This is a genomic window from Streptomyces huasconensis (genome assembly GCF_021028635.1).
In the GTDB taxonomy this organism is placed as follows: Bacteria; Actinomycetota; Actinomycetes; order Streptomycetales; family Streptomycetaceae; genus Streptomyces; species Streptomyces huasconensis.
The window spans coordinates 4,509,193-4,532,803 of the sequence record NZ_CP086119.1 but is presented as its reverse complement, the minus strand read 5'-3'; the positions used below and the strand labels follow the sequence as shown (position 1 = coordinate 4,532,803).

Annotated in this window: 25 protein-coding genes; 6 read left to right on the top strand and 19 right to left on the bottom strand. The window is 70.9% G+C overall.

Annotated elements, in window-relative coordinates:
* Nucleotides 1-16 precede the first annotated feature (16 nt).
* From J2N69_RS20695 to dacB, 7 genes are all read right to left on the bottom strand, one after another.
* Complete coding sequence (locus J2N69_RS20695) at nucleotides 17-1,048, bottom strand: aldo/keto reductase (RefSeq protein ID WP_230902113.1); 1,032 nt, start codon at nucleotides 1,046-1,048, stop codon at nucleotides 17-19.
* Nucleotides 1,049-1,149: 101 nt separating this feature from the next.
* A complete protein-coding gene (gene folE / locus J2N69_RS20690; protein ID WP_127912278.1) occupies nucleotides 1,150-1,755 on the bottom strand; it encodes a GTP cyclohydrolase I FolE in 606 nt (201 codons plus the stop codon).
* 110 nt (nucleotides 1,756-1,865) lie between these two features.
* Nucleotides 1,866-3,890, bottom strand: a complete 2,025-nt coding sequence (ftsH, locus tag J2N69_RS20685) for an ATP-dependent zinc metalloprotease FtsH (protein WP_127912277.1) — start codon at nucleotides 3,888-3,890, stop codon at nucleotides 1,866-1,868.
* 198 nt (nucleotides 3,891-4,088) lie between these two features.
* Nucleotides 4,089-4,649 (bottom strand): hypoxanthine phosphoribosyltransferase, encoded by a 561-nt coding sequence (gene hpt / locus J2N69_RS20680; RefSeq protein WP_055565725.1) that lies wholly within the window; start codon nucleotides 4,647-4,649, stop codon nucleotides 4,089-4,091.
* 53 nt (nucleotides 4,650-4,702) lie between these two features.
* Nucleotides 4,703-5,776: a tRNA lysidine(34) synthetase TilS gene (tilS, locus tag J2N69_RS20675; protein ID WP_230902112.1), complete on the bottom strand. Its 1,074-nt coding sequence runs from the start codon at nucleotides 5,774-5,776 to the stop codon at nucleotides 4,703-4,705.
* A 241-nt stretch (nucleotides 5,777-6,017) separates the two neighbouring features.
* A complete protein-coding gene (locus J2N69_RS20670) occupies nucleotides 6,018-7,154 on the bottom strand; it encodes a zinc-dependent metalloprotease (protein ID WP_230902111.1) in 1,137 nt (378 codons plus the stop codon).
* A gap of 237 nt (nucleotides 7,155-7,391) precedes the next feature.
* Entirely contained in the window at nucleotides 7,392-8,879 is a 1,488-nt protein-coding gene (gene dacB / locus J2N69_RS20665) for a D-alanyl-D-alanine carboxypeptidase/D-alanyl-D-alanine endopeptidase (RefSeq protein ID WP_230904795.1), read from the bottom strand.
* Between the two features lie 124 nt (nucleotides 8,880-9,003).
* On the opposite strand from dacB, the gene J2N69_RS20660 reads away from it, so the two are divergent.
* Both J2N69_RS20660 and J2N69_RS20655 read left to right on the top strand, forming a co-directional pair.
* Nucleotides 9,004-9,495, top strand: coding sequence for an inorganic diphosphatase (locus J2N69_RS20660; RefSeq protein ID WP_030785786.1), 492 nt, complete (start codon nucleotides 9,004-9,006; stop codon nucleotides 9,493-9,495).
* A 123-nt stretch (nucleotides 9,496-9,618) separates the two neighbouring features.
* A complete protein-coding gene (locus J2N69_RS20655; RefSeq protein ID WP_230902110.1) occupies nucleotides 9,619-11,295 on the top strand; it encodes a threonine/serine exporter family protein in 1,677 nt (558 codons plus the stop codon).
* 23 nt (nucleotides 11,296-11,318) lie between these two features.
* Here the strand turns inward: J2N69_RS20655 and J2N69_RS20650 are convergent, their stop codons facing one another.
* From J2N69_RS20650 to J2N69_RS20625, 6 genes are all read right to left on the bottom strand, one after another.
* A complete protein-coding gene (locus tag J2N69_RS20650; RefSeq protein ID WP_127911880.1) occupies nucleotides 11,319-11,999 on the bottom strand; it encodes a DedA family protein in 681 nt (226 codons plus the stop codon).
* A 177-nt stretch (nucleotides 12,000-12,176) separates the two neighbouring features.
* Nucleotides 12,177-12,935, bottom strand: a complete 759-nt coding sequence (locus J2N69_RS20645) for a MerR family transcriptional regulator (RefSeq protein WP_230902109.1) — start codon at nucleotides 12,933-12,935, stop codon at nucleotides 12,177-12,179.
* 82 nt (nucleotides 12,936-13,017) lie between these two features.
* Nucleotides 13,018-13,662, bottom strand: coding sequence for a PadR family transcriptional regulator (locus J2N69_RS20640; RefSeq protein ID WP_230902108.1), 645 nt, complete (start codon nucleotides 13,660-13,662; stop codon nucleotides 13,018-13,020).
* Nucleotides 13,663-13,693: 31 nt separating this feature from the next.
* On the bottom strand, nucleotides 13,694-14,245 hold the full coding sequence (locus J2N69_RS20635; protein ID WP_230902107.1) for a DinB family protein: 552 nt from the start codon (nucleotides 14,243-14,245) through the stop codon (nucleotides 13,694-13,696).
* 152 nt (nucleotides 14,246-14,397) lie between these two features.
* Entirely contained in the window at nucleotides 14,398-15,858 is a 1,461-nt protein-coding gene (locus J2N69_RS20630; protein WP_230902106.1) for an aldehyde dehydrogenase family protein, read from the bottom strand.
* Nucleotides 15,859-15,968: 110 nt separating this feature from the next.
* The gene (locus tag J2N69_RS20625; protein ID WP_230902105.1) at nucleotides 15,969-16,832 is read right to left on the bottom strand and encodes a helix-turn-helix domain-containing protein; all 864 of its coding nucleotides are present in this window, start codon (nucleotides 16,830-16,832) and stop codon (nucleotides 15,969-15,971) included.
* 314 nt (nucleotides 16,833-17,146) lie between these two features.
* Between J2N69_RS20625 and J2N69_RS20620 the strand changes: the two genes are divergently transcribed.
* Nucleotides 17,147-17,635, top strand: a complete 489-nt coding sequence (locus tag J2N69_RS20620) for an ATP-binding protein (protein WP_230902104.1) — start codon at nucleotides 17,147-17,149, stop codon at nucleotides 17,633-17,635.
* A 45-nt stretch (nucleotides 17,636-17,680) separates the two neighbouring features.
* Here J2N69_RS20620 and J2N69_RS20615 read toward each other — a convergent pair whose 3' ends face one another.
* The 5 genes from J2N69_RS20615 to rpmG all read right to left on the bottom strand — a co-directional run bounded on the left by J2N69_RS20615 (nucleotide 17,681) and on the right by rpmG (nucleotide 20,081).
* Nucleotides 17,681-17,920, bottom strand: coding sequence for a DUF397 domain-containing protein (locus J2N69_RS20615; RefSeq protein WP_175613669.1), 240 nt, complete (start codon nucleotides 17,918-17,920; stop codon nucleotides 17,681-17,683).
* A 310-nt stretch (nucleotides 17,921-18,230) separates the two neighbouring features.
* Nucleotides 18,231-18,470, bottom strand: a complete 240-nt coding sequence (rpsR, locus tag J2N69_RS20610) for a 30S ribosomal protein S18 (RefSeq protein WP_230902103.1) — start codon at nucleotides 18,468-18,470, stop codon at nucleotides 18,231-18,233.
* A gap of 2 nt (nucleotides 18,471-18,472) precedes the next feature.
* Nucleotides 18,473-19,603 (bottom strand): CobW family GTP-binding protein, encoded by a 1,131-nt coding sequence (locus tag J2N69_RS20605; protein WP_230904794.1) that lies wholly within the window; start codon nucleotides 19,601-19,603, stop codon nucleotides 18,473-18,475.
* Between the two features lie 62 nt (nucleotides 19,604-19,665).
* Nucleotides 19,666-19,911 (bottom strand): type B 50S ribosomal protein L31, encoded by a 246-nt coding sequence (locus J2N69_RS20600; RefSeq protein ID WP_127911889.1) that lies wholly within the window; start codon nucleotides 19,909-19,911, stop codon nucleotides 19,666-19,668.
* Between the two features lie 5 nt (nucleotides 19,912-19,916).
* On the bottom strand, nucleotides 19,917-20,081 hold the full coding sequence (gene rpmG / locus J2N69_RS20595) for a 50S ribosomal protein L33 (RefSeq protein WP_030361075.1): 165 nt from the start codon (nucleotides 20,079-20,081) through the stop codon (nucleotides 19,917-19,919).
* A 71-nt stretch (nucleotides 20,082-20,152) separates the two neighbouring features.
* Between rpmG and rpmB the strand changes: the two genes are divergently transcribed.
* The 3 genes from rpmB (at nucleotide 20,153) to J2N69_RS20580 (ending at nucleotide 21,310) form a co-directional block, all read left to right on the top strand.
* Complete coding sequence (gene rpmB, locus J2N69_RS20590) at nucleotides 20,153-20,389, top strand: 50S ribosomal protein L28 (RefSeq protein ID WP_230902102.1); 237 nt, start codon at nucleotides 20,153-20,155, stop codon at nucleotides 20,387-20,389.
* A 3-nt stretch (nucleotides 20,390-20,392) separates the two neighbouring features.
* On the top strand, nucleotides 20,393-20,698 hold the full coding sequence (gene rpsN, locus J2N69_RS20585; protein ID WP_230902101.1) for a 30S ribosomal protein S14: 306 nt from the start codon (nucleotides 20,393-20,395) through the stop codon (nucleotides 20,696-20,698).
* A gap of 120 nt (nucleotides 20,699-20,818) precedes the next feature.
* On the top strand, nucleotides 20,819-21,310 hold the full coding sequence (locus tag J2N69_RS20580; RefSeq protein ID WP_230902100.1) for a hypothetical protein: 492 nt from the start codon (nucleotides 20,819-20,821) through the stop codon (nucleotides 21,308-21,310).
* A 138-nt stretch (nucleotides 21,311-21,448) separates the two neighbouring features.
* On the opposite strand, the gene J2N69_RS20575 is transcribed toward J2N69_RS20580, so the two are convergent.
* Nucleotides 21,449-23,602 carry an FUSC family protein gene (locus J2N69_RS20575; protein WP_230902099.1) on the bottom strand — a complete coding sequence of 718 codons (2,154 nt, stop codon included), beginning with the start codon at nucleotides 23,600-23,602 and terminating at the stop codon, nucleotides 21,449-21,451.
* Nucleotides 23,603-23,611 lie beyond the last annotated feature (9 nt).

Below are 23,611 nucleotides of genomic sequence, written 5' to 3'. Positions count from 1 at the left end.
GGTGGCGTGCCGCCCCCTACAGCAGCGTGCCGCCCTCCACCTCGGTCTCGCCGAGGATTCGTTCCAGACGCGCCAGCACGTCGGCGTCGAGCTTCACGTGCGCCGCCGCGAGGTTCTCCTCGATGTGCTTCGGCGTGCGGCTGCCGGGGATCGGCACCACGTGCGGGTCCTGGTGCAGCAGCCAGGCCAGGGCCAGCTGCGCCGGGGTGATCCCCAGCTCCCGCGCGATGCCCCGCACCGGCGCGAAGCGGTCGTTGTTCGCCTTCAGGTTCGCCGCGTCGAAGCGCGGCGCGTTCTGCCGGAAGTCACCCTCCCCGACCTGGCCCACCGTGCCCGTCAGGAACCCGGCGCCCAGCGGCGACCACGGCACCAGCCCGACCCCCAGCTCGCGCGCCGTCGCGAGCATCTGCGGGTCGGCGGGCTTCCACATCGACCACTCGATCTGCACCGCGGCCACCGGGTGCACGGCGTGCGCGGCCCGCAGCTGGTCCGCCGTCACGTTGGAGAGCCCGAGGTGGCGCACGAGCCCCGCCTCGATCAGCTCGGCGACCGCCCCCACGGTCTCCTCGAAGGGCACCTGCGGGTCCGGGAAGTGCGGGTAGTACAGGTCGATGTAGTCGGTCTCCAGGCCGCGCAGGCTCGCCTCGGCGTAGCCGCGCACATGCCTGGGGTCGCCGTTGACCGCCAGCTCCCCGAAGGCGTACCCGGTCGGGAAGGGATGCGGTTCGACGCCCTCGGGCAGCCGGAAACCGAACTTGGTGGCTATCGCGACCTGCTCGCGGCGGCCTCTCAGGGCCCGGCCGATGAGACGTTCGTTGTGCCCGTCGGCGCCGTAGCCGTCGGAGGTGTCGATGATGGTGGCGCCCGCGTCGACGGCCGCGCGCAACGCCCGCTCGCCGCGCTCGTCGTCGACCTCGCCGTACACCCCCGGGGAGAGCACCATGGCGCCGTAACCGAGCGCCGAGACCTCGAGCCCGCCGAGGCTGCGGGTGGGCAGGGCAGACGGCGACGGCTCACCGGTGGGCGACTGTGTGTTCGTATGCGTCATGCGCACAGTCTTTCGGCAAGAGCCGACGGGCGTCCGGGGAACGCCCGACAACCCCTGGCCGTCCGGGGGAAGTTGAGAGGATCAGCCGAATCCCGGCCGGCTCAGCGGGCCATGATCAGACTCATCGCCTCATTGCGGGTGGCGGGGTCCCTGAGCTGGCCGCGGACCGCGGAGGTGATCGTCTTGGCGCCGGGCTTGCGCACCCCGCGCATCGTCATGCACATGTGCTCGCACTCGACGACCACGATCACACCGCGCGGCTCCAGTATCTGCATCAGGGAGTCGGCGATCTGCGTGGTCAGCCGCTCCTGCACCTGCGGCCGGCGCGCGTACACGTCCACGAGCCTGGCCAGCTTCGACAGACCGGTGATCTTGCCGTCGGTGGACGGGATGTACCCGACGTGGGCGACGCCGACGAACGGGACCAGGTGATGTTCACAGGAACTCATGACCTCGATGTCCTTCACCAGGACCATCTCGTCGTGTCCGAGGTCGAACGTCGTCGTCAGGACGTCCTCCGCCCGCTGCCGCAGCCCGGAGAATATCTCCCGGTACGCCCGCGCCACGCGCGCCGGGGTCTCCAGGAGGCCCTCCCGGTCGGGGTCCTCGCCCACGGCGATCAGCAGTTCACGCACGGCGTTCTCGGCCCGCTTCTCGTCGAACTCGCCGATCGAGCCCTCGCCGTCCAGGGTCACCGGGTCGGTCATGTTGTGCCTCGTTCCTGTGCGTCTCACGCGGGCGTACGAAAGTGCCGCGCCCCCAGGCTAAAACCAGGGGGGCGCGGCAATCATTCCGGGCCTGTCGAGGGCGCGCGGGATCAGCTCTCGGGGCGGTCCTCCGGGGCCACCTCGATGGGCTGCTCCGTGCCGCCGGCGGTCACCGCGGGGGTGGTGCCGTTCGCCCCGTTCGTCAGCGACAGCTCCTTGGGGGAGAGCACCGGCGGGCGGGTCGAGGGGGTGCGGCGCGAGGAGCCGGTCCACGCCGGGCGGGCCGGGCGCTTCACGATTCCGGCGAAGATCTCGGCGATCTGCTCCTTGCCGAGGGTCTCCTTCTCCAGGAGCTGGAGCACCAGGTTGTCGAGGATGTCGCGGTTCTCGACGAGGATCTCCCACGCTTCGTTGTGCGCGGTCTCGATGAGCTTCTTGACCTCTTCGTCGACCAGCGCGGCGACCTCTTCCGAGTAGTCCCGCTGGTGCGCCATCTCGCGCCCGAGGAACGGCTCGGTGTTGTCGCCGCCGAACTTGATCGCGCCGAGACGCTCGGTCATGCCGTACTGCGTGACCATCGCGCGGGCGGTGGCCGTGGCCTTCTCGATGTCGTTCGCCGCGCCCGTCGTCGGGTCGTGGAAGACCAGCTCCTCGGCCGCGCGGCCGCCCAGCATGTACGCGAGCTGGTCGAGCATTTCGTTGCGCGTCGTGGAGTACTTGTCCTCTTCGGGCAGGACCATGGTGTAACCCAGGGCCCGGCCGCGGGACAGGATCGTGATCTTGTGGACCGGGTCGGAGTTCGGTGAGGCCGCCGCGACCAGGGCGTGTCCGCCCTCGTGGTACGCGGTGATCTTCTTCTCCTTGTCGGACATGATCCGGGTCCGCTTCTGCGGGCCCGCCACGACACGGTCGATCGCCTCGTCCAGCGCGTGGTTGTCGATGAGCTTCTTGTCGCCGCGCGCCGTCAGGAGCGCCGCTTCGTTCAGCACGTTCGACAGGTCGGCGCCGGTGAAGCCGGGGGTCCGGCGGGCCACCGCGCCCAGGTCGACGTCCGGGGCGACCGGCTTGCCCTTCTGGTGGACCTTGAGGATCTCCAGACGGCCCTGCATGTCGGGGCGGTCGACGGCGATCTGCCGGTCGAAGCGGCCCGGGCGCAGGAGCGCCGGGTCGAGGATGTCGGGCCGGTTCGTGGCGGCGATCAGGATGACGCCGCCCTTCACGTCGAAGCCGTCCATCTCGACGAGCAGCTGGTTCAGCGTCTGCTCGCGCTCGTCGTGGCCACCGCCGAGGCCGGCGCCGCGGTGGCGGCCGACCGCGTCGATCTCGTCGACGAAGACGATCGCCGGGGCGTTCGCCTTGGCCTGCTCGAAGAGGTCGCGCACACGGGAGGCACCGACACCGACGAACATCTCGACGAAGTCGGAACCGGAGATCGAGTAGAACGGCACCCCGGCCTCACCGGCGACGGCGCGCGCGAGGAGCGTCTTGCCGGTACCGGGCGGGCCGTAGAGGAGGACGCCCTTGGGGATCTTGGCGCCGACGGCCTGGAACTTCGCCGGCTCCTGGAGGAACTCCTTGATCTCGTGGAGCTCCTCGACGGCTTCGTCCGAACCCGCCACATCGGAGAAGGTCGTCTTCGGGGTGTCCTTGGTGATGAGCTTGGCCTTGGACTTCCCGAAGTTCATGACCCGGGAGCCGCCGCCCTGCATCTGGTTCATCAGGAACAGGAAGACGACGACGATGAGGACGAAGGGGAGGAGGGAGAGCAGGATGCCGACGAAGGGGTTCTGCTTCGACGGGGAGACGGTGTAACCGTCCGGGATGTCCTTGCTCTCGTACTTGGTCTGCAGCGAATTGGCGAGGGCGACGCCCTGGTCGCCGATGTAACTCGCCTGGATCTTGCTGCTGCCCTTGACCTTCTGGCCGTCCTTGAGCTCGACCTTGATGATCTGCTCGTCACCGGTGGTGAGCTTGGCGGACTCGACCTTGTCGTCGTTGATCGCCTGAACGACCTGACCGGTGTCAACCGTCTTGTAGCCACCGGACGAGCCGACGACCTGCATCAACACGACCACGGCAAGGACGGCCAGCACGATCCACATGACTGGCCCACGGAAGTATCGCTTCACGTCCATCCATACGGAGCGATGACGCCCCGTCCCTCCTGCCATAGTGAGTTTGATAAAGACTGTTCTTCGGACGGTACCCCAGCATTGTGACCCGAAGCCGCACGGGACGGCTGGCAAACCCGTCTTCGCAGGGTTCAACGGCGGGAAACGGGTGAGGGTTCCCCGCCGCCGCACGCAGTCGGGCGGCGTCAGGCCTTTTGGGCGTCAGCCGCCGTAGACGTGCGGGGCCAACGTTCCGACGAAGGGGAGGTTGCGGTACTTCTCCGCGAAGTCCAGGCCGTAGCCCACGACGAACTCGTTGGGGATGTCGAAGCCGATCCACTTCACGTCGATCGCGACCTTCGCCGCCTCGGGCTTGCGCAGCAGCGTGCACACCTCGAGGGAGGCGGGCTCGCGGGAGCCGAGGTTGGACAGCAGCCAGGACAGCGTCAGCCCGGAGTCGATGATGTCCTCGACGATCAGGACGTGCTTGCCCTTGATGTCGGTGTCCAGGTCCTTGAGGATGCGGACCACGCCGGAGGACTGGGTGCCCGCGCCGTACGACGACACGGCCATCCAGTCCATCGTGACGGGGGTGGACAGCGCCCGCGCCAGGTCCGCCATGACCATCACGGCGCCCTTGAGGACACCGACGATCAGCAGGTCCTTGCCCGCGTACTCCGCGTCGACCTTCGCTGCCAGCTCGGCCAGCTTCGCGTCGATCTCTTCCTTGGTGATGAGCACCGACTTGAGGTCGGTGCCCATGTCTTTCGCGTCCACCCGCATCACTTTCGGTCGTCCCACCGGCCGACCGGCCCGCGAGGAGCACGGGCCTCTGGTCAGCCTTGCCGGATCACCAGTCTGCCACCCTGGCGCCGGGCCACGACTTTGCCGGGGAGATTGATGGCTCCCTGGCCGCGCCAGCCGGTGATCAGACGGTCGACCTCTTCGATGTGCCGGGCGAAGAGCGAACCGGCGGGCGCCCCGGCCTCGATGAGGGCCCTGCGCACGATGCGGCGGCGCACGGCGGGCGGCAGGGCGTAGAGCTTGGCGCACTCCAAGAGGCCCGAGGCGTCCCGGACGGTCGCCTCGGCCTCGGCGGCCCAGGTGTCGAGGGCGTCGGCGTCGTCGCGGGAGAGCTGGGCCGTACGGGCGAGGGCTTCGACGACGCCCTTGCCGAGGGCTTTCTCCAGGGCGGGCAGGCCCTCGTGGCGCAGCCGGGATCGGGTGTAGGCGGGGTCGGCGTTGTGCGGGTCGTCCCAGACGGGCAGTGACTGGACCATGCACGCCTTGCGGGCGGTCTGGCGGTCGATGTGCAGGAACGGACGGCGGTAACGGCCGGCGACCCCCGAGGTCGCGGCCATGCCGGACAGGGAACGGATTCCCGAGCCGCGGGCGAGGCCGAGCAGGACGGTTTCCGCCTGGTCGTCGCGGGTGTGGCCGAGCAGGACGGCGGCCGCCGCGTGCCGTTCGGCGGCGGCGTCCAGGGCTGCGTAGCGAGCGTCGCGGGCGGCGGCCTCCGGGCCGCCGGACCGGCCGACCTGGACGGTGACGGACTCGACGGGGTCGAGGCCGAGGGCGGTCAGGCGGACGACGACCTCGGCGGCACGCAGGTCGGAGCCGGGCTGCAGTCCGTGGTCCACGGTGATGCCGCCGGCGCGGATGCCGAGCTTGGGCGCTTCGAAGGCGAGGGCGGAGGCGAGCGCCATGGAGTCGGCGCCGCCGGAGCAGGCGACCAGCACGAGGGGCTGCGGGGGCTGCCCGTGCGGAGGATGTGCGGGGTGCGGGGGATGTGCGGGGTGCGGGAGGGGTGAGGGGGCGTTCTCGGAGGTGCGCTGTACGTCGGTCAGTACGTCGTGGAGTACGCGGCGGACCGCCAGGCGTATCGCCGCGACCGCAGGATGGGGACCCATGTCCGGTTCCCTTCATGAAGTTCGGGGGTGAGCCTCGGATCAATCACTCAGGACCCACTGGGGAGGCGGGGCCTGGCCGCGCGGACCAGGCCTCGGTCACCCGAGCGATCAGTCACTCAGAGTGTGTCGATGGTGACAGAACCGAGCCGTTCCCCGAGCATCGCACGCCTACCCATCGCCCACGGTCCCTCGGACGGGTGATTGCTGGGGCGTTCTCCTGCCATCGGCCGCATCCGGTCCCTCAGTCTCCCTTACGGTGCACCCGCGCGACCCAGTCCGCCGGTTTGGCGATCTCCGCCTTGGTGGGCAGGGTGTTCGGCGAGGTCCACACGCGGTTGAAGCCGTCCATCCCGACCTCCTGGACGACCGCGCGCACGAAGCGCTCGCCGTCCCGATATTGGCGCAATTTCGCGTCGAGGCCGAGGAGCTTGCGCAGCGCCTGGTCGAGGCGGCTCGCGCCGCGGGCCCTGCGCTCCTTGAACTTCTCGCGGATCTCCTCGACGGACGGCACGACGTCGGGGCCGACGCCGTCCATCACGAAGTCCGCGTGGCCTTCCAGGAGGGACATCACGGCGGTGAGGCGGGCCAGGATCTCGCGCTGGGCGGGGGTCTGCACCAGCTCGACGATGGAGCGGCCCCCGTCGGCGGCGCCGTCCTCGCCCTCCTCGCCCTCGGGCCGGCCGCCCGCGAACGACTGGGCGGCCTCCCGGATGCGCTCCAGGACCGTCATCGGGTCGACGTCGGTCTCGCCGAGGAACGACTGGATCTCGCCTTCGAGGTGGTCGCGCAGCCAGGGCACGGCGGTGAACTGGGTGCGGTGCGTCTCCTCGTGGAGGCAGACCCAGAGGCGGAAGTCGTGGGGGTCGACGTCCAGCTCACGCTCGACGTGCACGATGTTCGGGGCGACGAGGAGGAGCCTGCCGCCGCCGTTCGCCCCCGCGGGGAGGGCGCGGGTGGCCGGGGCGAAGGTCTCGTACTGGCCGAGGACGCGGGAGGCCAGGAACGACAGGAGCATGCCCAGCTCGACGCCGGTGACCTTGCCGCCGACCGCGCCGAGGACCGCGCCGCCGGGGCCGCCGCCGCGCTTGTCCTGCATCTTCTCCAGGAGGGGCTTGAGGATCTCCCGGAAGCCGGCCACGTTCGCCCTGATCCAGCCTGCCCTGTCGACGACGAGGACGGGGGTGTCGTGGGTGTCCTCCGTGCCCATTCCCGTGAAGGAACGGACGTGTTCCTCCGAGGACTTGGCGTGCCGACGCAGCTCCGCGACGACTGCGCGGGCCTCGTCCTTGCTCACTTCTGGGCCCGGCCGCACGAGGCGGGTCGCGGTTGCCACCGCGAGGTTCCAGTCGACCATCTCCGCACCACCGAAGCTCGTCATGCGTCAACGGTACGTGCTTGGCACCTCCGGTGGAGGGGGTTGGCCCCCCAGGTTGCCCTGGGGTGGCCCCTAGGGGGCGGGCGCCTCGGCGGTCATGGTGCGGGTGTGTGGGGGTTGCTCGCGCAGTTCCCCGCGCCCCTTTCGGGGCGTGACCGGTGTCTTGTGGGTGCGGGTCCTATGGGGTTGCTCGCGCAGTTCCCCGCGCCCCTTTCGGGGCGCTCGCGGCAGCGGGGGTGGTCAGCGGCAGCCGCAGTTGGCCAGGGTGGAGGCCATGTGGTCCAGGGCCGACTGGGCCGCTCGGGGGTCTGTGGTGCCTGTCGTCATGAAGGCGAAGAGGAGGAGGCGGCCGTCGGCGTCGACCACCGTGCCGGCGAGGGTGTTCACGCCCGTGAGCGTGCCGGTCTTGGCGCGGACGACGCCGGTGCCCGGGGACTCCTTCGGGTAGCGGTCGACGAGCGTGCCGGTGAAGCCCGCGACGGGCAGGCCCGTCAGCACGGGGCGCAGCTCGGGGCGGCCCGGGTCGGCGGCGCGGTCCAGGAGCGCGGCGAGCAGCTCGGCGGAGATCCGGTCGGCGCGGTCCAGGCCGCTGCCGTCGGCGATCTCGGCGTCCGAGACCGGCAGCTTCAGCCCGGCCAGCTCGGCGCGGACCGCGTCGCCCGCGCCGTCGAAGCTGGCGGGTTCCTTCGCCGCGAGGGCCGTCTGGCGGGCCAGGGCCTCGGCGATGTCGTTGTCGCTGTGGGTCAGCATCCGCTCGACCAGGGCCGACAGGGGTGGCGACGAGACATGGGCGAGGGATTCGGCGCGCTCGGAGGCCTTGGTCGGGCCGGGCTCCGCCTGTGTCGCGATGCCGTGGTCCTTCAGGAAGCCCGCGAACTTCTTCGCCGCGTCGCCCGCCGGGTCGCCCGAGCGCGGCGCCGGCCCGCTGGTGGAGTCGTCGAGGCGGCCCTCGTCGGCCATGAGGGCGCTGACGGGGGTGATGTTCTCGTTCGGGCCGATGGGGTGCTGCGGCGGCCCGGAGTACAGCGAGGTGTCGTAGGAGAGCCGCACCTCGTCGATGTCGCGGGTCTTCAGCGCGCGGGCGGTGCGCTCGGCCAGCGTGCGCAGGTTCGCGGCGGTGTCGGTGTAGCGGCCGTCCTTGCGGGCGGTCAGCGTGGGGTCGCCGCCGCCGATCAGGACGAGGTCCTTCGAGTCCGGTTCCACGACCGTCCTGGTCGTGAGGCGGTGGTCCGGGCCGACCGCGGAGAGCGCCGCGACCGCCGTCGCGATCTTTATGGTCGACGCGGGTGTCAGCTCCTCCCCCGCCCCCTTGTCGTAGACCCGCTTGCCGGAGACCGCGTCCAGCACGACCGCCGAGCGCTTCGGACCGAGCGCCGGGTCCTTCAGGAGCGGGTCGAGTACGTCGGCGAGGGCGCGGTCCGTCGGCTTCGGCGCCGTCCCCGCGGGCGCGCCGAGCCCGGCGAGCACCGCGGGGGCGCTCGGAGCCGCCTCGGGGCCCTGTCCCGACGTACGACCTTCGTGATCTGCGCCACCCCCGGCCTCCTGAGCGGCGGCCCACTCCTGCTCGGCCGTACGCTGACCGGAGGAGTCCCAAGGGCCGGCCGCGGCCACCGCCCCGGCCGAGACCACCAGGCCGAAGGCGGCGGCACCCGCTGTGAGCTGCCAGGTCTTGAGCGTCCCCGAGAACCGGGGTCGCTGGAAGGCGGAGGGCTTCGCCAGCTGTCGCATCAGCTGTCGAGGCCGCTGCCAAGGTCTGAGCTCCGGCACGACGACCAGCCCCTTTCGCGATCACACATGTGCGTGAGGGACACTTAATCACCCGAAGTATGTGCTGATCATGGAGGAGCCACCCGTGGAGTTCGACGTCACCATCGAGATTCCGAAGGGTTCGCGGAACAAGTACGAGGTGGACCACGAGACCGGTCGGATTCGTCTGGACCGTCGCCTCTTCACTTCGACCAGCTACCCCGCGGACTACGGCTTCGTCGAGAACACCCTCGGCGAGGACGGTGACCCGCTGGACGCCCTGGTCATCCTGGACGAGCCGACCTTCCCCGGCTGCCTCATCAAGTGCCGCGCCATCGGCATGTTCCGCATGACCGACGAGGCGGGCGGCGACGACAAGCTGCTCTGCGTCCCGGCCTCGGACCCGCGTGTGGAGCACCTGCGTGACATCCACCACGTCTCCGAGTTCGACCGCCTGGAGATCCAGCACTTCTTCGAGGTCTACAAGGACCTGGAGCCCGGCAAGTCCGTCGAGGGCGCCGACTGGGTCGGCCGCGCGGACGCCGAGGCGGAGATCGAGAAGTCGTACAAGCGCTTCGAGGCGCAGGGCGGCCACTGAGCCTCCCGCCCCGTACGGGCCGCGCGATCCGGGAGCCCCGGGCCGCGCGGCCCGTTCGTGTATTTGTGCCCATACTGGCCATACGGAGGGTGCGTACGAGTCGTATGAGAAGTGAGGGCATCAGTGGCCGAGGATGAGGCCGAGGACCGGAAGCCTCAGTCGGACGAGGCCCGCAGCGCGTTCGCGCAGCCCAGCGGGGTGGCGCCGCAGCCGGCGGCTCCCGAGGACGAGTCGCAGACCACTTCCGAGTTCGCGATCCCCGACGGTCTCGCCGCCCCGGCACCTCCGACGGCACAGGAGCCCGAGAAGTCGGCGTTCTCCACGCCGCACACCTACAGCGCCCGCAACGCCCCGCAGGCCTTCACGCCCGCGCACGGCGTCCCCCTGGTGAAGCTCACCAAGGAGGCGCCCTGGCAGGACCAGATGCGCACGATGCTGCGGATGCCGGTCACCGAGCGGCCCTCGACGGAGCCCGCGCAGAAGCACGAGGACGAGGCCGGACCCGCCGTGCCGCGCGTGCTCGACCTGACGCTGCGTATCGGCGAGCTGCTGCTCGCGGGCGGTGAGGGCGCCGAGGACGTCGAGGCGGCGATGTTCGCCGTCTGCCGCTCGTACGGCCTCGACCGCTGCGAGCCGAACGTGACGTTCACGCTGCTGTCGATCTCGCACCAGCCGTCCCTGGTGGACGACCCCGTGACGGCCTCCCGGACGGTACGCCGCCGGGGCACCGACTACACCCGGCTCGCCGCGGTCTTCCACCTGGTGGACGACATCAGCGACCCGGAGATCGAGGTCTCCCTGGAGGAGGCCTACCGCCGTCTCGCGGGCATCCGGCGCAACCGGCACCCCTACCCGGGGTGGGCCCTCACGGCGGCCAGCGGGTTGCTCGCGGGCTCCGCGTCCGTCCTGGTCGGCGGTGGCGCGCTGGTGTTCGTGGTGGCCGCCGTCGGCGCGATGCTCGGCGACCGGCTCGCGTGGCTGTGCGCGGGGCGCGGGCTGCCGGAGTTCTACCAGTTCGTGGGGGCCGCGATGCCGCCCGCCGCGATGGGTGTCGCGCTGAGCTTCGCGCACACCGAGGCGACCATGGCGTCCGCGGTCATCACCGGTGGGCTCTTCGCGCTGATCCCGGGACGGGCCCTGGTGGCGGGCGTGCAGGACGGCCTGACCGGCTACTACATCACTGCGGCGGCGCGCCTGCTCGAAGTGATGTACCTGATCGTGGGCATCGTCTGCGGTGTGCTGCTGGTGCTCTCGCTCGGCGTGATGCTGGACGCGACGAACCTGACGCCGGAGACGGAGTTCGGGGTGTCGTCGACGCGGCCGGTCATCCAGATCCTGGCGTCGATGGCGCTGAGTCTCGCCTTCGCGATACTGCTCCAGCAGGAGCGCAACACGGTCCTGATAGTGACGCTCAACGGCGGCATCGCCTGGGTGATGTTCGGCGCCCTGGCGCACACCCCGCTTGAGCTGTCGCCCGTCGCCGCGACGGCCGTGGCGGCCGGGCTGGTGGGCCTGTTCGGGCAGCTCTTCTCGCGCTACCGGTTCGCGTCCTCACTGCCGTACGTGACGGCGGCGATCGGGCCGCTGCTGCCCGGCAGCGCGACGTACTTCGGGCTGCTGGCCCTGGCGCAGAACGACCTCAACACGGGCATCAACTCGCTCACCAAGGCCGTCGCCACGGCGCTGGCCATCGCGATCGGCGTGAACCTGGGGAGCGAGGTCTCCCGGCTGATCATGAAGGTGCCGGGCGCCGCCTCGGCGGCGAACCGGCGGGCGGCGAAGCGGACCAGGGGCTTCTGACCGGTCGCCCCTGGCCCTGAGGGCTAGCGCTTGGCGTGGCGGCCGCGCTGGGCCGGGGGCGCGCCCTCGGCCACCGCCGCCTTCTTGGACTTGCCGCGTGCCCGCAGGAACTCGATGGCGATCGGCACCACCGAGATGAGGACGATCAGGATGAGGATCGCCTCGATGTTCTTGTGGACGAAGTCGATGTTGCCGAGCCAGGCGCCGAGCAGCGTGACGCCCGCGCCCCACAGGACGCCGCCGATGATGTTGAACGTGATGAACGAGCGGTACCGCATCCCGGAGACACCGGCGATGATCGGCGTGAACGTCCGCACGATCGGCACGAAGCGGGCCAGGACCAGGGACTTGGGGCCGTACTTCTCGAAGAAGTCGTGGGCCTTGACCACGTTCTCCTGCTTGAACAGCTTGGAGTCCGGGCGGTTGAACAGCGCCGGGCCGACCTTCTTGCCGAAGAGGTAGCCCGCCTGGTCGCCGAGGATCGCGGCGAGGCAGATCAGGACGCAGGCCAGCCACAGCGGGGTGTCCAGCTTGTGCGTGGTGATCAGCAGGCCCGTGGTGAACAGCAGCGAGTCACCGGGCAGGAAGAAGCCGATCAGCAGGCCCGACTCGGCGAAGACGATCACCAGCAGGCCCCAGAGACCGAACTGGTTGAGCAGGTAATCCGGATCCAGCCAGCTTGGTCCGAGCGCAAGCGTCGTCACGGTTCCGGGCTCCTGAGGGTGAGGGGGCGGTGCGGCGGCAGGTGCAGCCGCCCAAAGTTATCAACGTGGGGCGGCACGGCCAGGTTCCACGGTCCAACTAGGCAGCATAGTAAGGGGCGCCCTCCATTGAGAACGCCCCTTACCAGCCCCGTACCGGCCCTGCGCCGACGGGGGCGATCAGCTGCTGCGCGCCGCGTTCGCGAGGATCGCGTCCCGCATGAACACCGCGAGCCCGGGGCGGATGGCCTCGTAGAACGCGGTGAACCGCTCGTCGGAGACGTACATCTCACCGAGGCAGCTGTGCAGCTCGTGCGAGCACTCGTAGTGGTGCCGCGTGATGAACCTGCGGTGTTCCTCGGCGCCGTCCATCGCCTCGGCGGAGTCGGCCGCGAACCCCCGGTCGAGCAGGTCGCCCATGTGCGCGTGGACCGCGTCCAGCTCGTCGTTGATCCGCTTCCAGTCGTCCTTGGTGTACGACGCGGCCCTGCGCTGCGCCTCGCGGTAGGCGTCCGTGTCGCCCCAGCGCCGCTCGACCTCCTCCGCGTACTGCTCGGGGTCCTGGTCCCCGAAGACCTCGAACTTCTCCTCGGGGGTGAGGTTGATGCCCATCTTCTTCGCCTCCATCGCGGTCTCGACGGCGGCGGCCATCTCCTGGAGCTTGTGGATGCGGGCCGTCAGCAGCTCGTGCTGGCGCCGCAGGTGCTCCTGCGGGTTCGTGTCCGGGTCGTCCAGGAGGGACGCCACCTCGTCGAGGGGGAAGCCGAGTTCCCGGTAGAACAGGACCTGCTGCAGCCGGTCCAGGTCGGTGTCGCTGTAGCGCCGGTGACCCGCGTGGCTGCGCCCGCTGGGCACGAGCAGGCCGATCTCGTCGTAGTGGTGCAGCGTGCGCACCGTCACACCGGCGAAACCGGCGACCTGTCCCACGGAGTAGTCCATGGCCTCCGCCCTCCTTCTCGGTACGCGGATCAGCCTGTGTCCTCACGTCGCGTGAGGTGCAAGTCCGGGCCGCGCGGGCCGCTCAGCCGGAGTGGGCGTCCGTCTCCGGCGGGCCGGCCGCGTAGGGGTTCTCCTGGCCGTCCGCCAGTACGCCGATGAACGGCTCGCCCTCGCCCGCGAAGGTGTAGGCGCCGCCCTCGATCCGTTCGATGAGGCCCCGCGCCCACTCCATGCCGCCGTCGGCGGTGTGCACCCAGTAGTTCATGATCTCGCCGATGTGGCCGAGCTGCCCGGGGCCTTCCTCGGGCGTGTAGTACTCCGTGACGGACGTGCGCCACTCCTCCATCGCCCGCACCCGCTCCTTGAGCAGCGCGACCGCCTCGTCGCGCGGCAGGTCCACGATGAAGCCCAGCGCGGACGTGAGCATGTCGGGCCGCTGGTCGTACGTGGCGAGGGACTCGCGGAGCAGCGTGAAGAACTCCGCGGTGCCCTGGTCCGTGATCTCGTACTCGGTGCGCGGCGGGCCGCCCACGGTGGAGGGCGCCGTCTCGTGGGCGAGCAGGTGGCCCTGCTTGGCCAGCTGTTTCAGGGCGTGGTAGATCGAACCGGGCTTGGCGTTGGACCACTCGTGGGCACCCCAGTACTCCAGGTCGTTGCGGACCTGGTAGCCGTGGGCGCGGCCGTGCTGGCGCACGGCCCCGAGAACCAGTAGCCGGATCGCTGACATGTACCGCGCCCTTCCGCTAGCCCCCCAGTCATCAACTTTGACTAGGGTATCCCTGTTCCAGCGCCACCAGCTCGAAGGCCGTCTTCCCGTCCAGGGACTCCCGGATGATGTCGGCGTGGCCCGCGTGCCGCGCGATCTCCTCCACGAGGTGCAGCATCAGCCAGCGCATCGAGACGGCCCCGTCCTTGGGGAACCAGGGCGCCTCGGGCAGCGGGAAGGTGTCGTCGAGGCTCGGCACCCCGCGGATGAACTCCTCGGTCTCGTGGGCGACCCGGTCCCAGAAGGCCAGGGTCTCGGCGAGCGTCTCGTCCTCCACGAGGCGGAAGCTGTCGCCCCAGGTCTCCTGGGTGCGCTGCCTCTCGTTCGGCTTCCGCTGCGCCATGCGCAGCCAGTTCAGCTCCGTCTCGGCGACGTGCTTCACGAGGCCGGACAGGGACAGCTCGCTGGCGCTGGGGCGCCGGGCGGCCTGCTCGTCGGTGAGGCCGAGCACCGCGCGGCGCAGGCCGCCGCGCTGGGCCGCCACGAAGGCGATGAGGGCGCCGCGCTCGTCGCCGCGGGCTTCTGAACTGACGTGGGTGACCATGATGTCCGCCTTCCCAAGGGGTGAGGTCCGCCGGGGACTCCGGCTTCCCTCCCGACACCTCACACGCTAGGGACCCTTGCGGTCAGCTTCTGTCCGCAAGGGTCGGCGAGGGCCTGCGGGTTCCCGGGAAGCCACGGCGGGGGCGAAGGGCGTCAGAACGGGAAGCGGGAGCGGCCGTGCTGCACCGAGATCCACTTCTGGGTGGTGAAGACGTCCACCGTCGCCTCACCGTTCAGGCGGCCGAGTCCGGAGCTCTTCTCGCCGCCGAACGGCACGATCGCCTCGTCGTGGACGGTGCCGTCGTTCACGTGGATCATGCCGGTCCGCACGCGCTTGGCGACGCGCACGCCGCGCTCGATGTCGGCCGTGTGCACCGCGCCGCTCAGGCCGTACGGGGTATTGTTGGCGATCCGTACCGCCTCGTCCTCGCCGTCGAAGGGCAGGAGCAGGGCCACGGGGCCGAAGATCTCCTGGCCGAGGACCGGGGAGTCGGCGGGCAGGCCCGTCAGGACGGAGGGCGTGACCACGTTGCCCTCGGCGCGGCCGTGCAGGAGGGCGGTCGCGCCCGCGGCGACGGCCTGCTCGACGACGGCCGAAACGGCGTCCGCCTGCGAGGAGTTGATGAGCGGGCCGATGTGGGTGCCGGGCTCGGCCGGGTCACCGGCCTTGAGCGAGGCGGCCTTGGCGACGAACTTCTCGGTGAACTCCGCCTCGACGGACCGGTCCACGAGGATGCGGTTGGCGGCCATGCACACCTGGCCCTGGTGCACGAAGCGGCTGAAGACCGCCGCGTCCACGGCGTAGTCGATGTCGGCGTCGTCCAGGACGATCAGCGCGCTGTTGCCGCCCAGTTCCAGGATCGAGCGCTTGAAGTGCGAGGCGCAGACGGTGGCGACGTGCCGGCCCACGCGGTCGGAGCCGGTGAAGGAGATGAGGCTCGGCACCGGGTGCTCGATCAGGGCGTCGCCTATCTCCGCTATGTCGGTGATGACGACGTTGAGCAGACCGGCCGGCAGTCCGGCGTCCTTGAACACCTTGGCGACGAGGCTGCCGCCGAGCACCGGCGCGTTCTGGTGGGGCTTGAGGACGACCGCGTTGCCGAGGGCGAGGGCCGGGGCGACGGACTTGATCGACAGCAGGAAGGGGAAGTTGAAGGGGCTGATGACGCCGACCACGCCCACCGGGACGCGGTACACACGGTTCTCCTTGCCGTCCTCCGGCGAGGGCAGGATGCGGCCCTCGGCCCGCAGCGCGAGGTGCACGGCCTCGCGCAGGAACTCCTTGGTGAGGTGCAGCTCGAAGGCGGCCTTGAGCCGGGTGCCGCCCAGCTCGGCGACGATCGCCTCGGAGATCTCCTCCTCGCGGTCCTCGATGATCCGCAGGGCGCGCTCGAAGACGCCGCGCCGGGTGTAGGGGTTGGTCTCGGCCCACTCCCGCTGGGCGCGCTCGGCGGCGCGGTAGGCCTGGTCGACCTCGTCGGCGGTGGCGACGGTGATGGACGCCAGCTTCTCGCCGTTGTACGGGTTGAAGTCGATGATGTCCCAGGAGCCCGATCCGGTCTTCCACTCCCCGTCGATGTACTGGTGAGCCAGATCAGTGAAGAAGGAAGACATGAGAGGGACCCCTTGCCGTGACAGCGGACGGAAGCAGGCATCCGAACCGGTGGCAGACACCTGAGGTCACGTCATAGTACTTATGTTCCACGCAAGTTGGCCGTAAAGGCTCAGGTGAGCTGGAGAAGTCCGCGCAGAAGGTCGCGGCTGTCGGCCGCGCCCGGGCTGTCCTTGTGCAGTTGCGCCGCGACCCGCTCGTACTGGGCCACCTCTTCCGCCTTGTCGAGGTAGAGCGCGCCGGTGAGCTGCTCCACGTACACGACGTCGGAGAGGTCGGACTCCGGGAAGCTCAGCATCGTGAAGGCGCCGCTCTCGCCCGCGTGGCCGCCGAAGCTGAACGGCATCACCTGGAGCGTGACGTTCGGCCGCTCGGAGATGTCGATCAGGTGTTGGATCTGACCGCGCATCACATCCCGGTCGCCGTACGGGCGTCGGAGCGCCGCCTCGTCCAGGACGCAGTGGAAGCGGGGCGCGTGTTCGGAGGCGAGGAGCTTCTGGCGCTCCAGGCGCAGCGCGACGCGGCGGTCGATCTCCGCCTTGCTCGCGCCCTGCATGCCGCGCGCGACCACCGCGTGGGCGTACGCCTCGGTCTGCAACAGGCCGTTGACGAACTGGACTTCATAGACGCGGATGAGCGAGGCCGCGCCCTCCAGACCGATGTACGTCTGGAACCAGCCCGGCAGGACGTCGGAGTAACTGTGCCACCAGCCCGTGAGGTTGGCTTCCTTGGCGAGCGAGAGGAGTGCGCCGCGCTCGGCCTCGTCCGTGACGCCGTACAGCGTGAGGAGGTCCTCTATGTCCCTGGACTTGAAGCTCACCCGTCCCAACTCCATGCGGCTGATCTTCGACTCGGAGGCGCGGATCGAGTAGCCGGCCGCTTCGCGGGTGATGCCCCGGGACTCCCTCAGGCGCCTCAGCTGTGAGCCCAGCAGGATGCGCCGTACCACCGAGCCACTCGACTCCGCTGCGGTCACTTCGCTCAATCCTCCCCATCGACTGGAAGCCAGCAGTCTGCCATTAAACGCTTCGGGCCGTACACGTCCGGTTACAGAAAGGGAAAGCCTCCGAAAGCTGACCAGAAGAAGTCCGGGGAAGAAATGCACAAGAAAGGGCACGGGTGCCACCAAGTCCGGCGCGTGCACGTGCATCTGCCCTTGCATCTGCTGTGCGCATTCGGAACCATGGTCCGCGCGCCACTGCTGTACCGACCGCGTACCACCCGCACCATCGGCGACCGACCGCGCCACCGCTCCATCGCTACGTACCGCGAAACCGGGGAGTGCCTCGCATGGGGACGAATGGATCGACCGTGCTCGAGCCGTTGAGGCAGGGCCTTCCTCCACTCGACCCCTCGGCGGTCTCCAGCGCCGCGTCCGTCGCCCTCCCGGCCCGCTATGAAGCGGTGGGCAGCGCACGGAAGTTCACCCGCGCGACGCTCGGGCAGTGGGACCTGGAGGAGCGCTTCGACGACATAGCGCTGGTCGTCTCGGAACTCGTCACCAACGCCCTGCGGCACGCCCTGCCCGCCGACACCCCGCGCGAGCAGCCGGAGCCTCCCGTGCGGCTCCATCTGATGTGCTGGGCGTCGCGTCTGGTGTGCGCGGTGCGCGACCCCAGCGACGAGAGCCCGGTCGCGCGCGAGACCGACGACGACTTCTCCGCGGAGTCGGGCCGCGGCCTGTTCCTGGTGGAGTCCTTCAGCGACGGCTGGGGCTGGCACCCGCTCGCCGGCGCGGTGCGCGGCAAGGTGGTCTGGGCGCTGTTCCAGCTGCGCTGAGCGTCACCGGCGGGGGCCGACGGAGTCCGACGGGAGTCCGACGGGTTAACCGGCTATCAGGTGGTCGAACTCCCCGTCCTTCATCCCCAACAGCATCGCCTCTATCTCGGCGCGCGTGTAGACGAGCGCCGGGCCGTCCGGAAAACGCGAGTTGCGTACGGCGACATCGCCGCCGGGCAGTTTCGCGAACTCCACGCACGAGCCCTGCGAATTGCTGTGTCTGCTCTTCTGCCAGACCACCCCGTGGAGCTCCGTGGCCGCCATGCCGTTAAACGCGTGGTGCACAGATCGCTCCCCGGTGGTGCAGTGCCTGTAGTGGCTCTAGATGCAATGGTCAACTGTCCCGGATCATAGCTGTGTTCACATGCCGATGCATGGGCAGATGCACGTGCACGCGCGGTGGTGCCTTGATTACAGCTGCTGAGCGCGGTCTGACCGCCGCCCCATCACGACTCCGATCACGGTTCTGATCACAGTTCCGATCGCGGCTCTTCAGAAGACAGACGCACACCGCGCCGGATGTGTTCCGTCCGGGGACGGAAAACAGGGGCGCGGTGTGCGGAGGGGGAGGGAAAACCGGCGGTGCGGCCGCGGCTCAGCGCGGAGTGCCGTACGGCAGGAGTGCCATTTCGCGGGCGTTCTTGATCGCCGCGGCGATCTGCCGCTGCTGCTGTGCGGTCACACGTGTCACGCGGCGGCTGCGGATCTTGCCCCGGTCCGAGATGAACTTCCGGAGCAGGTCCGTGTCCTTGTAGTCGATGTACGTGACGCCGGCCTGGTCCAGGGGGTTGGGGCGCGGCTTCTGCGGGCGGGCGGGGGACTTGCGGGGGGACAAGGTCAGACCTCCAGGAGGGTGTCGAAGGCGGGCGGCAGGTTCTTCCAGGCGTCGCGCCCGGCGGCGTACTCCTCGTCGGTCAGCAGGCAGGACTCCAGCAGCTCTTCGAGGTTGTCGCGGTCCAGGCCGGGCGAGGTGAACACCAGGTGGTTGCACCGGTCGCCGTGCTCCGGATGCCAGTCGAGCGCCGCCGCCGCGCGGCGCACCGGCGGCACCATCTCCCACGCGGCGTCCGGCAGCGAGGCCAGCCAGGGCCCGGCGGACTCCACGCAGAGCGCGCCGCCCGCCGCGTCCCAGCCGAGCAGCGTGTCCGGATGGTCGGCGAGCCAGAACCGGCCCCGGCTGCGGGCGGCGGCGCAGGTCAGGTCCTCCAGCGCCTCGTACAGCCGCTCCGGGTGGAACGGCCGCTCCCGGCGCCATACGAAGGTGGAGACGCCCGACGCGTCGGCCTCGACCGGCAGCAGCGCGCAGGACGGGTGCTGCGCGGCCGCGGCCGCCTCGACGTCGAAGCCGGCGAGGACGGCGCCCGGCAGGTCACCGTGGCCGATCAGGACCTGCCGGGCCGTCGGGTGGAGCTGGGCGAGCAGCGCGCGGTCCTCGTCGTCGGCCTCGGGGGAGTCGGCGACGGCGAGCACGGGGGCGTACTCCAGCTGGCGCGCCCAGGTGTCGGCGACGGTGCGCTGGTCGGTGGGGGCGGCGGCGAGCCCGGCCGCCATGAGGTCGTCGCCGTTGCCGAGGCAGGGCAGGAGCAGGGCGGGGTCGACCGCCGTGACCACGCCGCTGAGCCTGAGGGCCTCGCCGCTGTGCGCGGCGATGACCTCGGCCATGGCCTTGGGCTCGACGGAGTCCCACAGCTCGACGACCGCGAGCCGGGTCAGGCCCGCGTCCGCGAGGCGCTCCAGCTCGGGCACGAGGTCCTCGCGGAGCGCGCAGCACGCGCAGTCGTTGACGAGGGGGGCGTCGCCCGTGGAGAGGATGCCGGTGGTCTCGCGCACGGTGCGTACGACCGTGCCCCGCACCGCGGTCGACAGGTCGTGGTGGAGGGCGACGCTGTCGGGGACGGTGGCGAGGAGCTGGTCGACGGCCGCCTTGCGGGCGTCCGCGTGGAGGCCGCCGACGATCACGGTGTCCATGGGGCGGGCGGTGTGATCCTCGGGCCCGCCGTGCTCGGCGTGCTTGTCGTGCCGGTGGTCCATCAGCGCTTACCGAAGCGGCGTTCGAAGCGCTCGACGCGGCCCGCGGTGTCCAGGACGCGCGCCGTCCCCGTGTAGAAGGGGTGGCTCGCGGACGAGACCTCGACGTCGATGACCGGGTACGTCCGCCCGTCCTCCCACTCGACCGTCTTCGCGCTGGTGGCGGTGGAGCGGGTGAGGAAGGCGAAGCCCGCGGCCTTGTCGCGGAAGACGACGGGGGCGTACGGCGGGTGGATGTCCTTGCGCATGGCGGTCAGCGCTCCTCTCGGAAGTCGACGTGGCGGCCGGCCACCGGGTCGTACTTGCGCAGCGTGAGGCGGTCGGGGTCGTTACGGCGGTTCTTGCGGGTGACGTAGGTGTAGCCGGTTCCCGCCGTGGACCGGAGCTTGATGACGGGGCGGAGTTCGTTGCGGGCCATGTGGGTAGTATATGAAAACGACTCCCGTTTTCAATAGCGGGTTCCTTCGACCGACAGAGAGGTGCGTCACCTTGTCCGCCCACTGCCAGCTGACCGGCGCGAAGCCCGGCTTCGGCAACCACATCTCCCACTCCCATCGGCGGACCTCCCGCCGCTTCGACCCCAACGTCCAGCGCAAGCGGTACTGGCTGCCGAGCGAGGGGCGGTACGTGCGGCTGCGGCTCAGCACGAAGGGGATCAGGACCGTCGACTCCATCGGCGTCGAGGCGGCCGTCGCCCGCATCCGCGCGCGGGGCGGGAAGGTCTGACCGATGGCGAAGAAGAGCAAGATCGCGAAGAACGAGAAGCGCCGTGAGATCGTCGCGCGGTACGCCGCGCGGCGGGCCGAGCTGAAGGAGCTCATCCGCAGGCCTGGCACCGGGGATGCCGAACGGCTGGCCGCGCAGCGGGAGTTGGCGCGCCAGCCGCGCGACGCGAGCGCCACGCGGGTGCGCAACCGCGACAGTGTCGACGGGCGTCCGCGCGGTTACGTGGGTGCGTTCGGCCTGTCGAGGGTGAAGTTGCGTGAACAAGCACACGCCGGATTTCTCCCCGGGGTGCGCAAGTCTTCCTGGTAGCTTGGCGCGCGATTTCGCCGGGATCTCCGGCGTGCGACACCAGGCTCTACAGGGGGACTTCACGTGCGTACGTACGTCCGTAATGCTCGTCGTGCCGGTCATGTCCGGGCAGGGGCCGTCGTGGTCGGGCTGGTCGCGGCGCTCGCCGTGGCCGGGTGCGGCAGTGACGGCGGCGATGACGAGGGCGGCAAGAAGGACCGCGGTTCGGCCGCCGGGTCCGGTGGCTCGGACGGCGGCGGCTCCGAGGGCTCCGGTGGCTCCGGTGAGGGCAGCCTGGAGGGCTCGTGGATCACGACGACCGGGGGCAAGCCGCTGGCTCTCGTGATCCACGAGAAGGCGGCGTCGCTCGTGGGCGAGGACGTGATGTGCAGCGGCACCGCGGGCGGCGGGACGATCACTCTCAAGTGCCCGCAGGGCAACGGCGACCGCACCAAGGGGCAGGTCGAGTCCGTGGACGCCAAGACGCTGAAGGTCTCCTGGGAGGGCGCCGGCCAGGACGAGTTCCTGAAGACGGAGGGCGGCAAGCCGCCCAAGGGACTGCCCACGGACCTGCCGACCGATCTGCCCAGCGGTTTGCCCAGCGGTTTGTCCACGGACATGCCGCAGTCCTGACGGCGCACCGCTCGTGCAGCGGGCCGGGGGGCCTTCCAGGTCGCCCGGCCCGTTCGGCGTCCCGGAGGCTTGGGTGCCGTCCGCGAGCTGGGTCCGCCGGCACGCCACAACCCTGACGCCACAGCGCTCCCCCAGCCGTCAGCGGGCCGTAGGGCCTTTCCCGTCGCCCGGGCCATTCCCTGGCCCGGAGGGCTGGGTGCCGTCCACGAGCATCGGGGGTGGAGTGGTGTCGAGGGCGTCGGTGAGTTCTTCGAGCGTGTCGAGGAGCAGGCCCGCGCCCTTGCGGACGACGCGGTCGGGGACGCCCTCGCCGTCCCACTCGTCCAGGGCCGTGCGGACCGCGTCCCAGCGCGGGAGGCGGCGTTCGCGCAGTGCCTTCGCGCCCTGGTCCGTCGACGTGCGCAGCGCCTCGGCCAGGCGGGCCGCCGCGGGGACGGGGGTGGCGTCGCGCTCCGGGAGGTGTGCCTCCATCAGCATGGCCACGCGGCCCAGTTGGGCGAGGGCCCGCTCCGCGTCGGCGGCCGCGGCGCGGGACAGGCCGCGGTGGCGCACCGGCTCGTTCTTGGCGCGGTCCACGGCCTCCTGCCAGGCGACGCGGGCGTCGCGCGCCGCGAGCAGGGCCTGGCGGACGTCGGGGCAGGCCTTGCCCGCCGGGTGGGCGTAGTGGTCGACGACGGCGGCGGCGTAACGGCCGTCGGCGGTCAGCCAGTCCGCGAGGCGGGTGCGCAGGCGCGGGGTCTCCCAGGCGGGGTACAGCGCGTACGCGATCATCGCGAGGACGCCGCCGAGGAGGGTGAGGACGACGCGTTCGGGGACGGTCTGCGTCCACTGCTGGCCGCTCATGCCGAGCAGGAACACGACGTACGCCGACACGCAGGCCTGTGCCGCGACCTGGCCGGTGCGCATGAGCAGGTACATCAGCCCCGCGCAGAGCACGGCGAGCGCGGCGGAGAGCCCGGTGCCCGGGTGGGCGAGCTGGACCAGGGCCGTGGCGAGGGCGACGCCGACGAGGGTGCCGCCGAAGCGGGCCACGGCGCGGGAGTACGTCTGGGAGAAGTCCGGCCGCATGATCATGACCGCCGCCATGGGCGCCCAGTAGCCGTGCCCGAACGGCAGCCAGGTGCCCAGCAGATACCCGGCGGCGGCCACCGCCGTGACCCGGGTCGCGTGCCGGGCGATGGGGGACTCGTGGCGCAGGGCGGCCCGCATGGCGCGCAGGGCGGAGGGGACGAGGGCGAGGAGGGAGGGCCGCAGCAGCGGGCTCTGCGGGGCCTGCGGGGTGGCCTTGTCGTGAGCCGGGGTGTTCTGGGTGCTGCCCGCCGTCTCCAGTACGTCGCGCAGGAGCGCGCCCAGGCGGGTCGCCGCGCGGTGCGCCGGGCCGGTCAGGATCGCACCGGTGTCGGGGGTCTTGAGGGTGGCCATGGCCGCCGGGGGGACGCGCACCGGCTCGCCGTGGCGGATCGCGCGGGCCGCGGCGTCCAGGACCGCGCCCGCCGCCGCGAGGATCTCCCGCACCCGGTCGCGTTCCTCGCCCTCGTGCGGGACGCCGACCGCCGGGTCGGCGAGGGAGGCGAGGACCGGGCGGATGCGTTCGGCGATGCCCCGGGCGCCGTGCAGTTCGCGGGGGCGGCGGCGGGCCTGGCGCGGGGTGATCGTCGCCGCGTCGCGGGCCGCCATCAGGGGCTCGGGGTCGAAGGCGGCCACGGGGTCGTGGCGGAGCCTGCGGGCGTAGTCCGCCTCGGCGGCCAGGGCGTCGGCGAGGGCGTCACGGTGTGCGCCCCATCTGCGGACCGGGAAGAGGATCACCAGGGCCGCCTGGACGCAGCCGCCGGCCACCATCATCGCCGCGTGGACGGCCGCGCCGGTGACCGAGGTCGGGATGGTGACCGTCACCAGCATGATCGCGACGTTGGAGGAGGCGATGATGCCGACCGTCGGGCCCGCGGCCCAGCTCAGCCCCGAAAGGAACGTCCACAGGGAGAGCAGGGCCAGGAAGAGCAGCAGGTGGGACCCGGTGAGGTAGCCGAGGAAGGTGGAGACGGCGAGGCTCGTGCCGGAGGCGAGCGCCAGCTCCGGGCGGGGCCGCCAGCTGCGCTGGAAGGTGGCGATGGCCGCCTGGAAGGCGCCGAAGGCGGAGCTGGCGGCCACCGCCGGGCCGAAGACGGCGAGGCTGACGCCGATGACGATGGCGAGGCCGGCCGCGCCACGGGCGGCCACGAGGGGTTCGAGGCGTTTGCGCTCGACCGTCAGGCCTGAGCGGGCTGTCACTTTCAGCGCTCGGAGCCAGGTCACTCTGTGATG

What these genes read in the sequence shown, in the direction of transcription:
- J2N69_RS20670 (WP_230902111.1), bottom strand. Translation starts at nt 7,154, where the DNA reads ATGACGAGCTTCGGTGGTGCGGAGATGGTCGACTGGAACCTCGCGGTG.
- hpt (WP_055565725.1), bottom strand. Translation starts at nt 4,649, where the DNA reads ATGCGGGTGGACGCGAAAGACATGGGCACCGACCTCAAGTCGGTGCTC.
- rpsN (WP_230902101.1), top strand. Translation starts at nt 20,393, where the DNA reads ATGGCGAAGAAGAGCAAGATCGCGAAGAACGAGAAGCGCCGTGAGATC.
- J2N69_RS20620 (WP_230902104.1), top strand. Translation starts at nt 17,147, where the DNA reads ATGGGGACGAATGGATCGACCGTGCTCGAGCCGTTGAGGCAGGGCCTT.
- ftsH (WP_127912277.1), bottom strand. Translation starts at nt 3,890, where the DNA reads ATGGACGTGAAGCGATACTTCCGTGGGCCAGTCATGTGGATCGTGCTG.
- dacB (WP_230904795.1), bottom strand. Translation starts at nt 8,879, where the DNA reads ATGCGACAGCTGGCGAAGCCCTCCGCCTTCCAGCGACCCCGGTTCTCG.
- rpmG (WP_030361075.1), bottom strand. Translation starts at nt 20,081, where the DNA reads ATGGCCCGCAACGAACTCCGCCCCGTCATCAAGCTCCGGTCCACGGCG.
- tilS (WP_230902112.1), bottom strand. Translation starts at nt 5,776, where the DNA reads ATGGGTCCCCATCCTGCGGTCGCGGCGATACGCCTGGCGGTCCGCCGC.
- J2N69_RS20630 (WP_230902106.1), bottom strand. Translation starts at nt 15,858, where the DNA reads ATGTCTTCCTTCTTCACTGATCTGGCTCACCAGTACATCGACGGGGAG.
- J2N69_RS20695 (WP_230902113.1), bottom strand. Translation starts at nt 1,048, where the DNA reads ATGACGCATACGAACACACAGTCGCCCACCGGTGAGCCGTCGCCGTCT.
- J2N69_RS20600 (WP_127911889.1), bottom strand. Translation starts at nt 19,911, where the DNA reads ATGCGCAAGGACATCCACCCGCCGTACGCCCCCGTCGTCTTCCGCGAC.
- J2N69_RS20605 (WP_230904794.1), bottom strand. Translation starts at nt 19,603, where the DNA reads ATGGACACCGTGATCGTCGGCGGCCTCCACGCGGACGCCCGCAAGGCG.
- folE (WP_127912278.1), bottom strand. Translation starts at nt 1,755, where the DNA reads ATGACCGACCCGGTGACCCTGGACGGCGAGGGCTCGATCGGCGAGTTC.
- J2N69_RS20635 (WP_230902107.1), bottom strand. Translation starts at nt 14,245, where the DNA reads ATGGTCACCCACGTCAGTTCAGAAGCCCGCGGCGACGAGCGCGGCGCC.
- J2N69_RS20645 (WP_230902109.1), bottom strand. Translation starts at nt 12,935, where the DNA reads ATGGACTACTCCGTGGGACAGGTCGCCGGTTTCGCCGGTGTGACGGTG.
- J2N69_RS20640 (WP_230902108.1), bottom strand. Translation starts at nt 13,662, where the DNA reads ATGTCAGCGATCCGGCTACTGGTTCTCGGGGCCGTGCGCCAGCACGGC.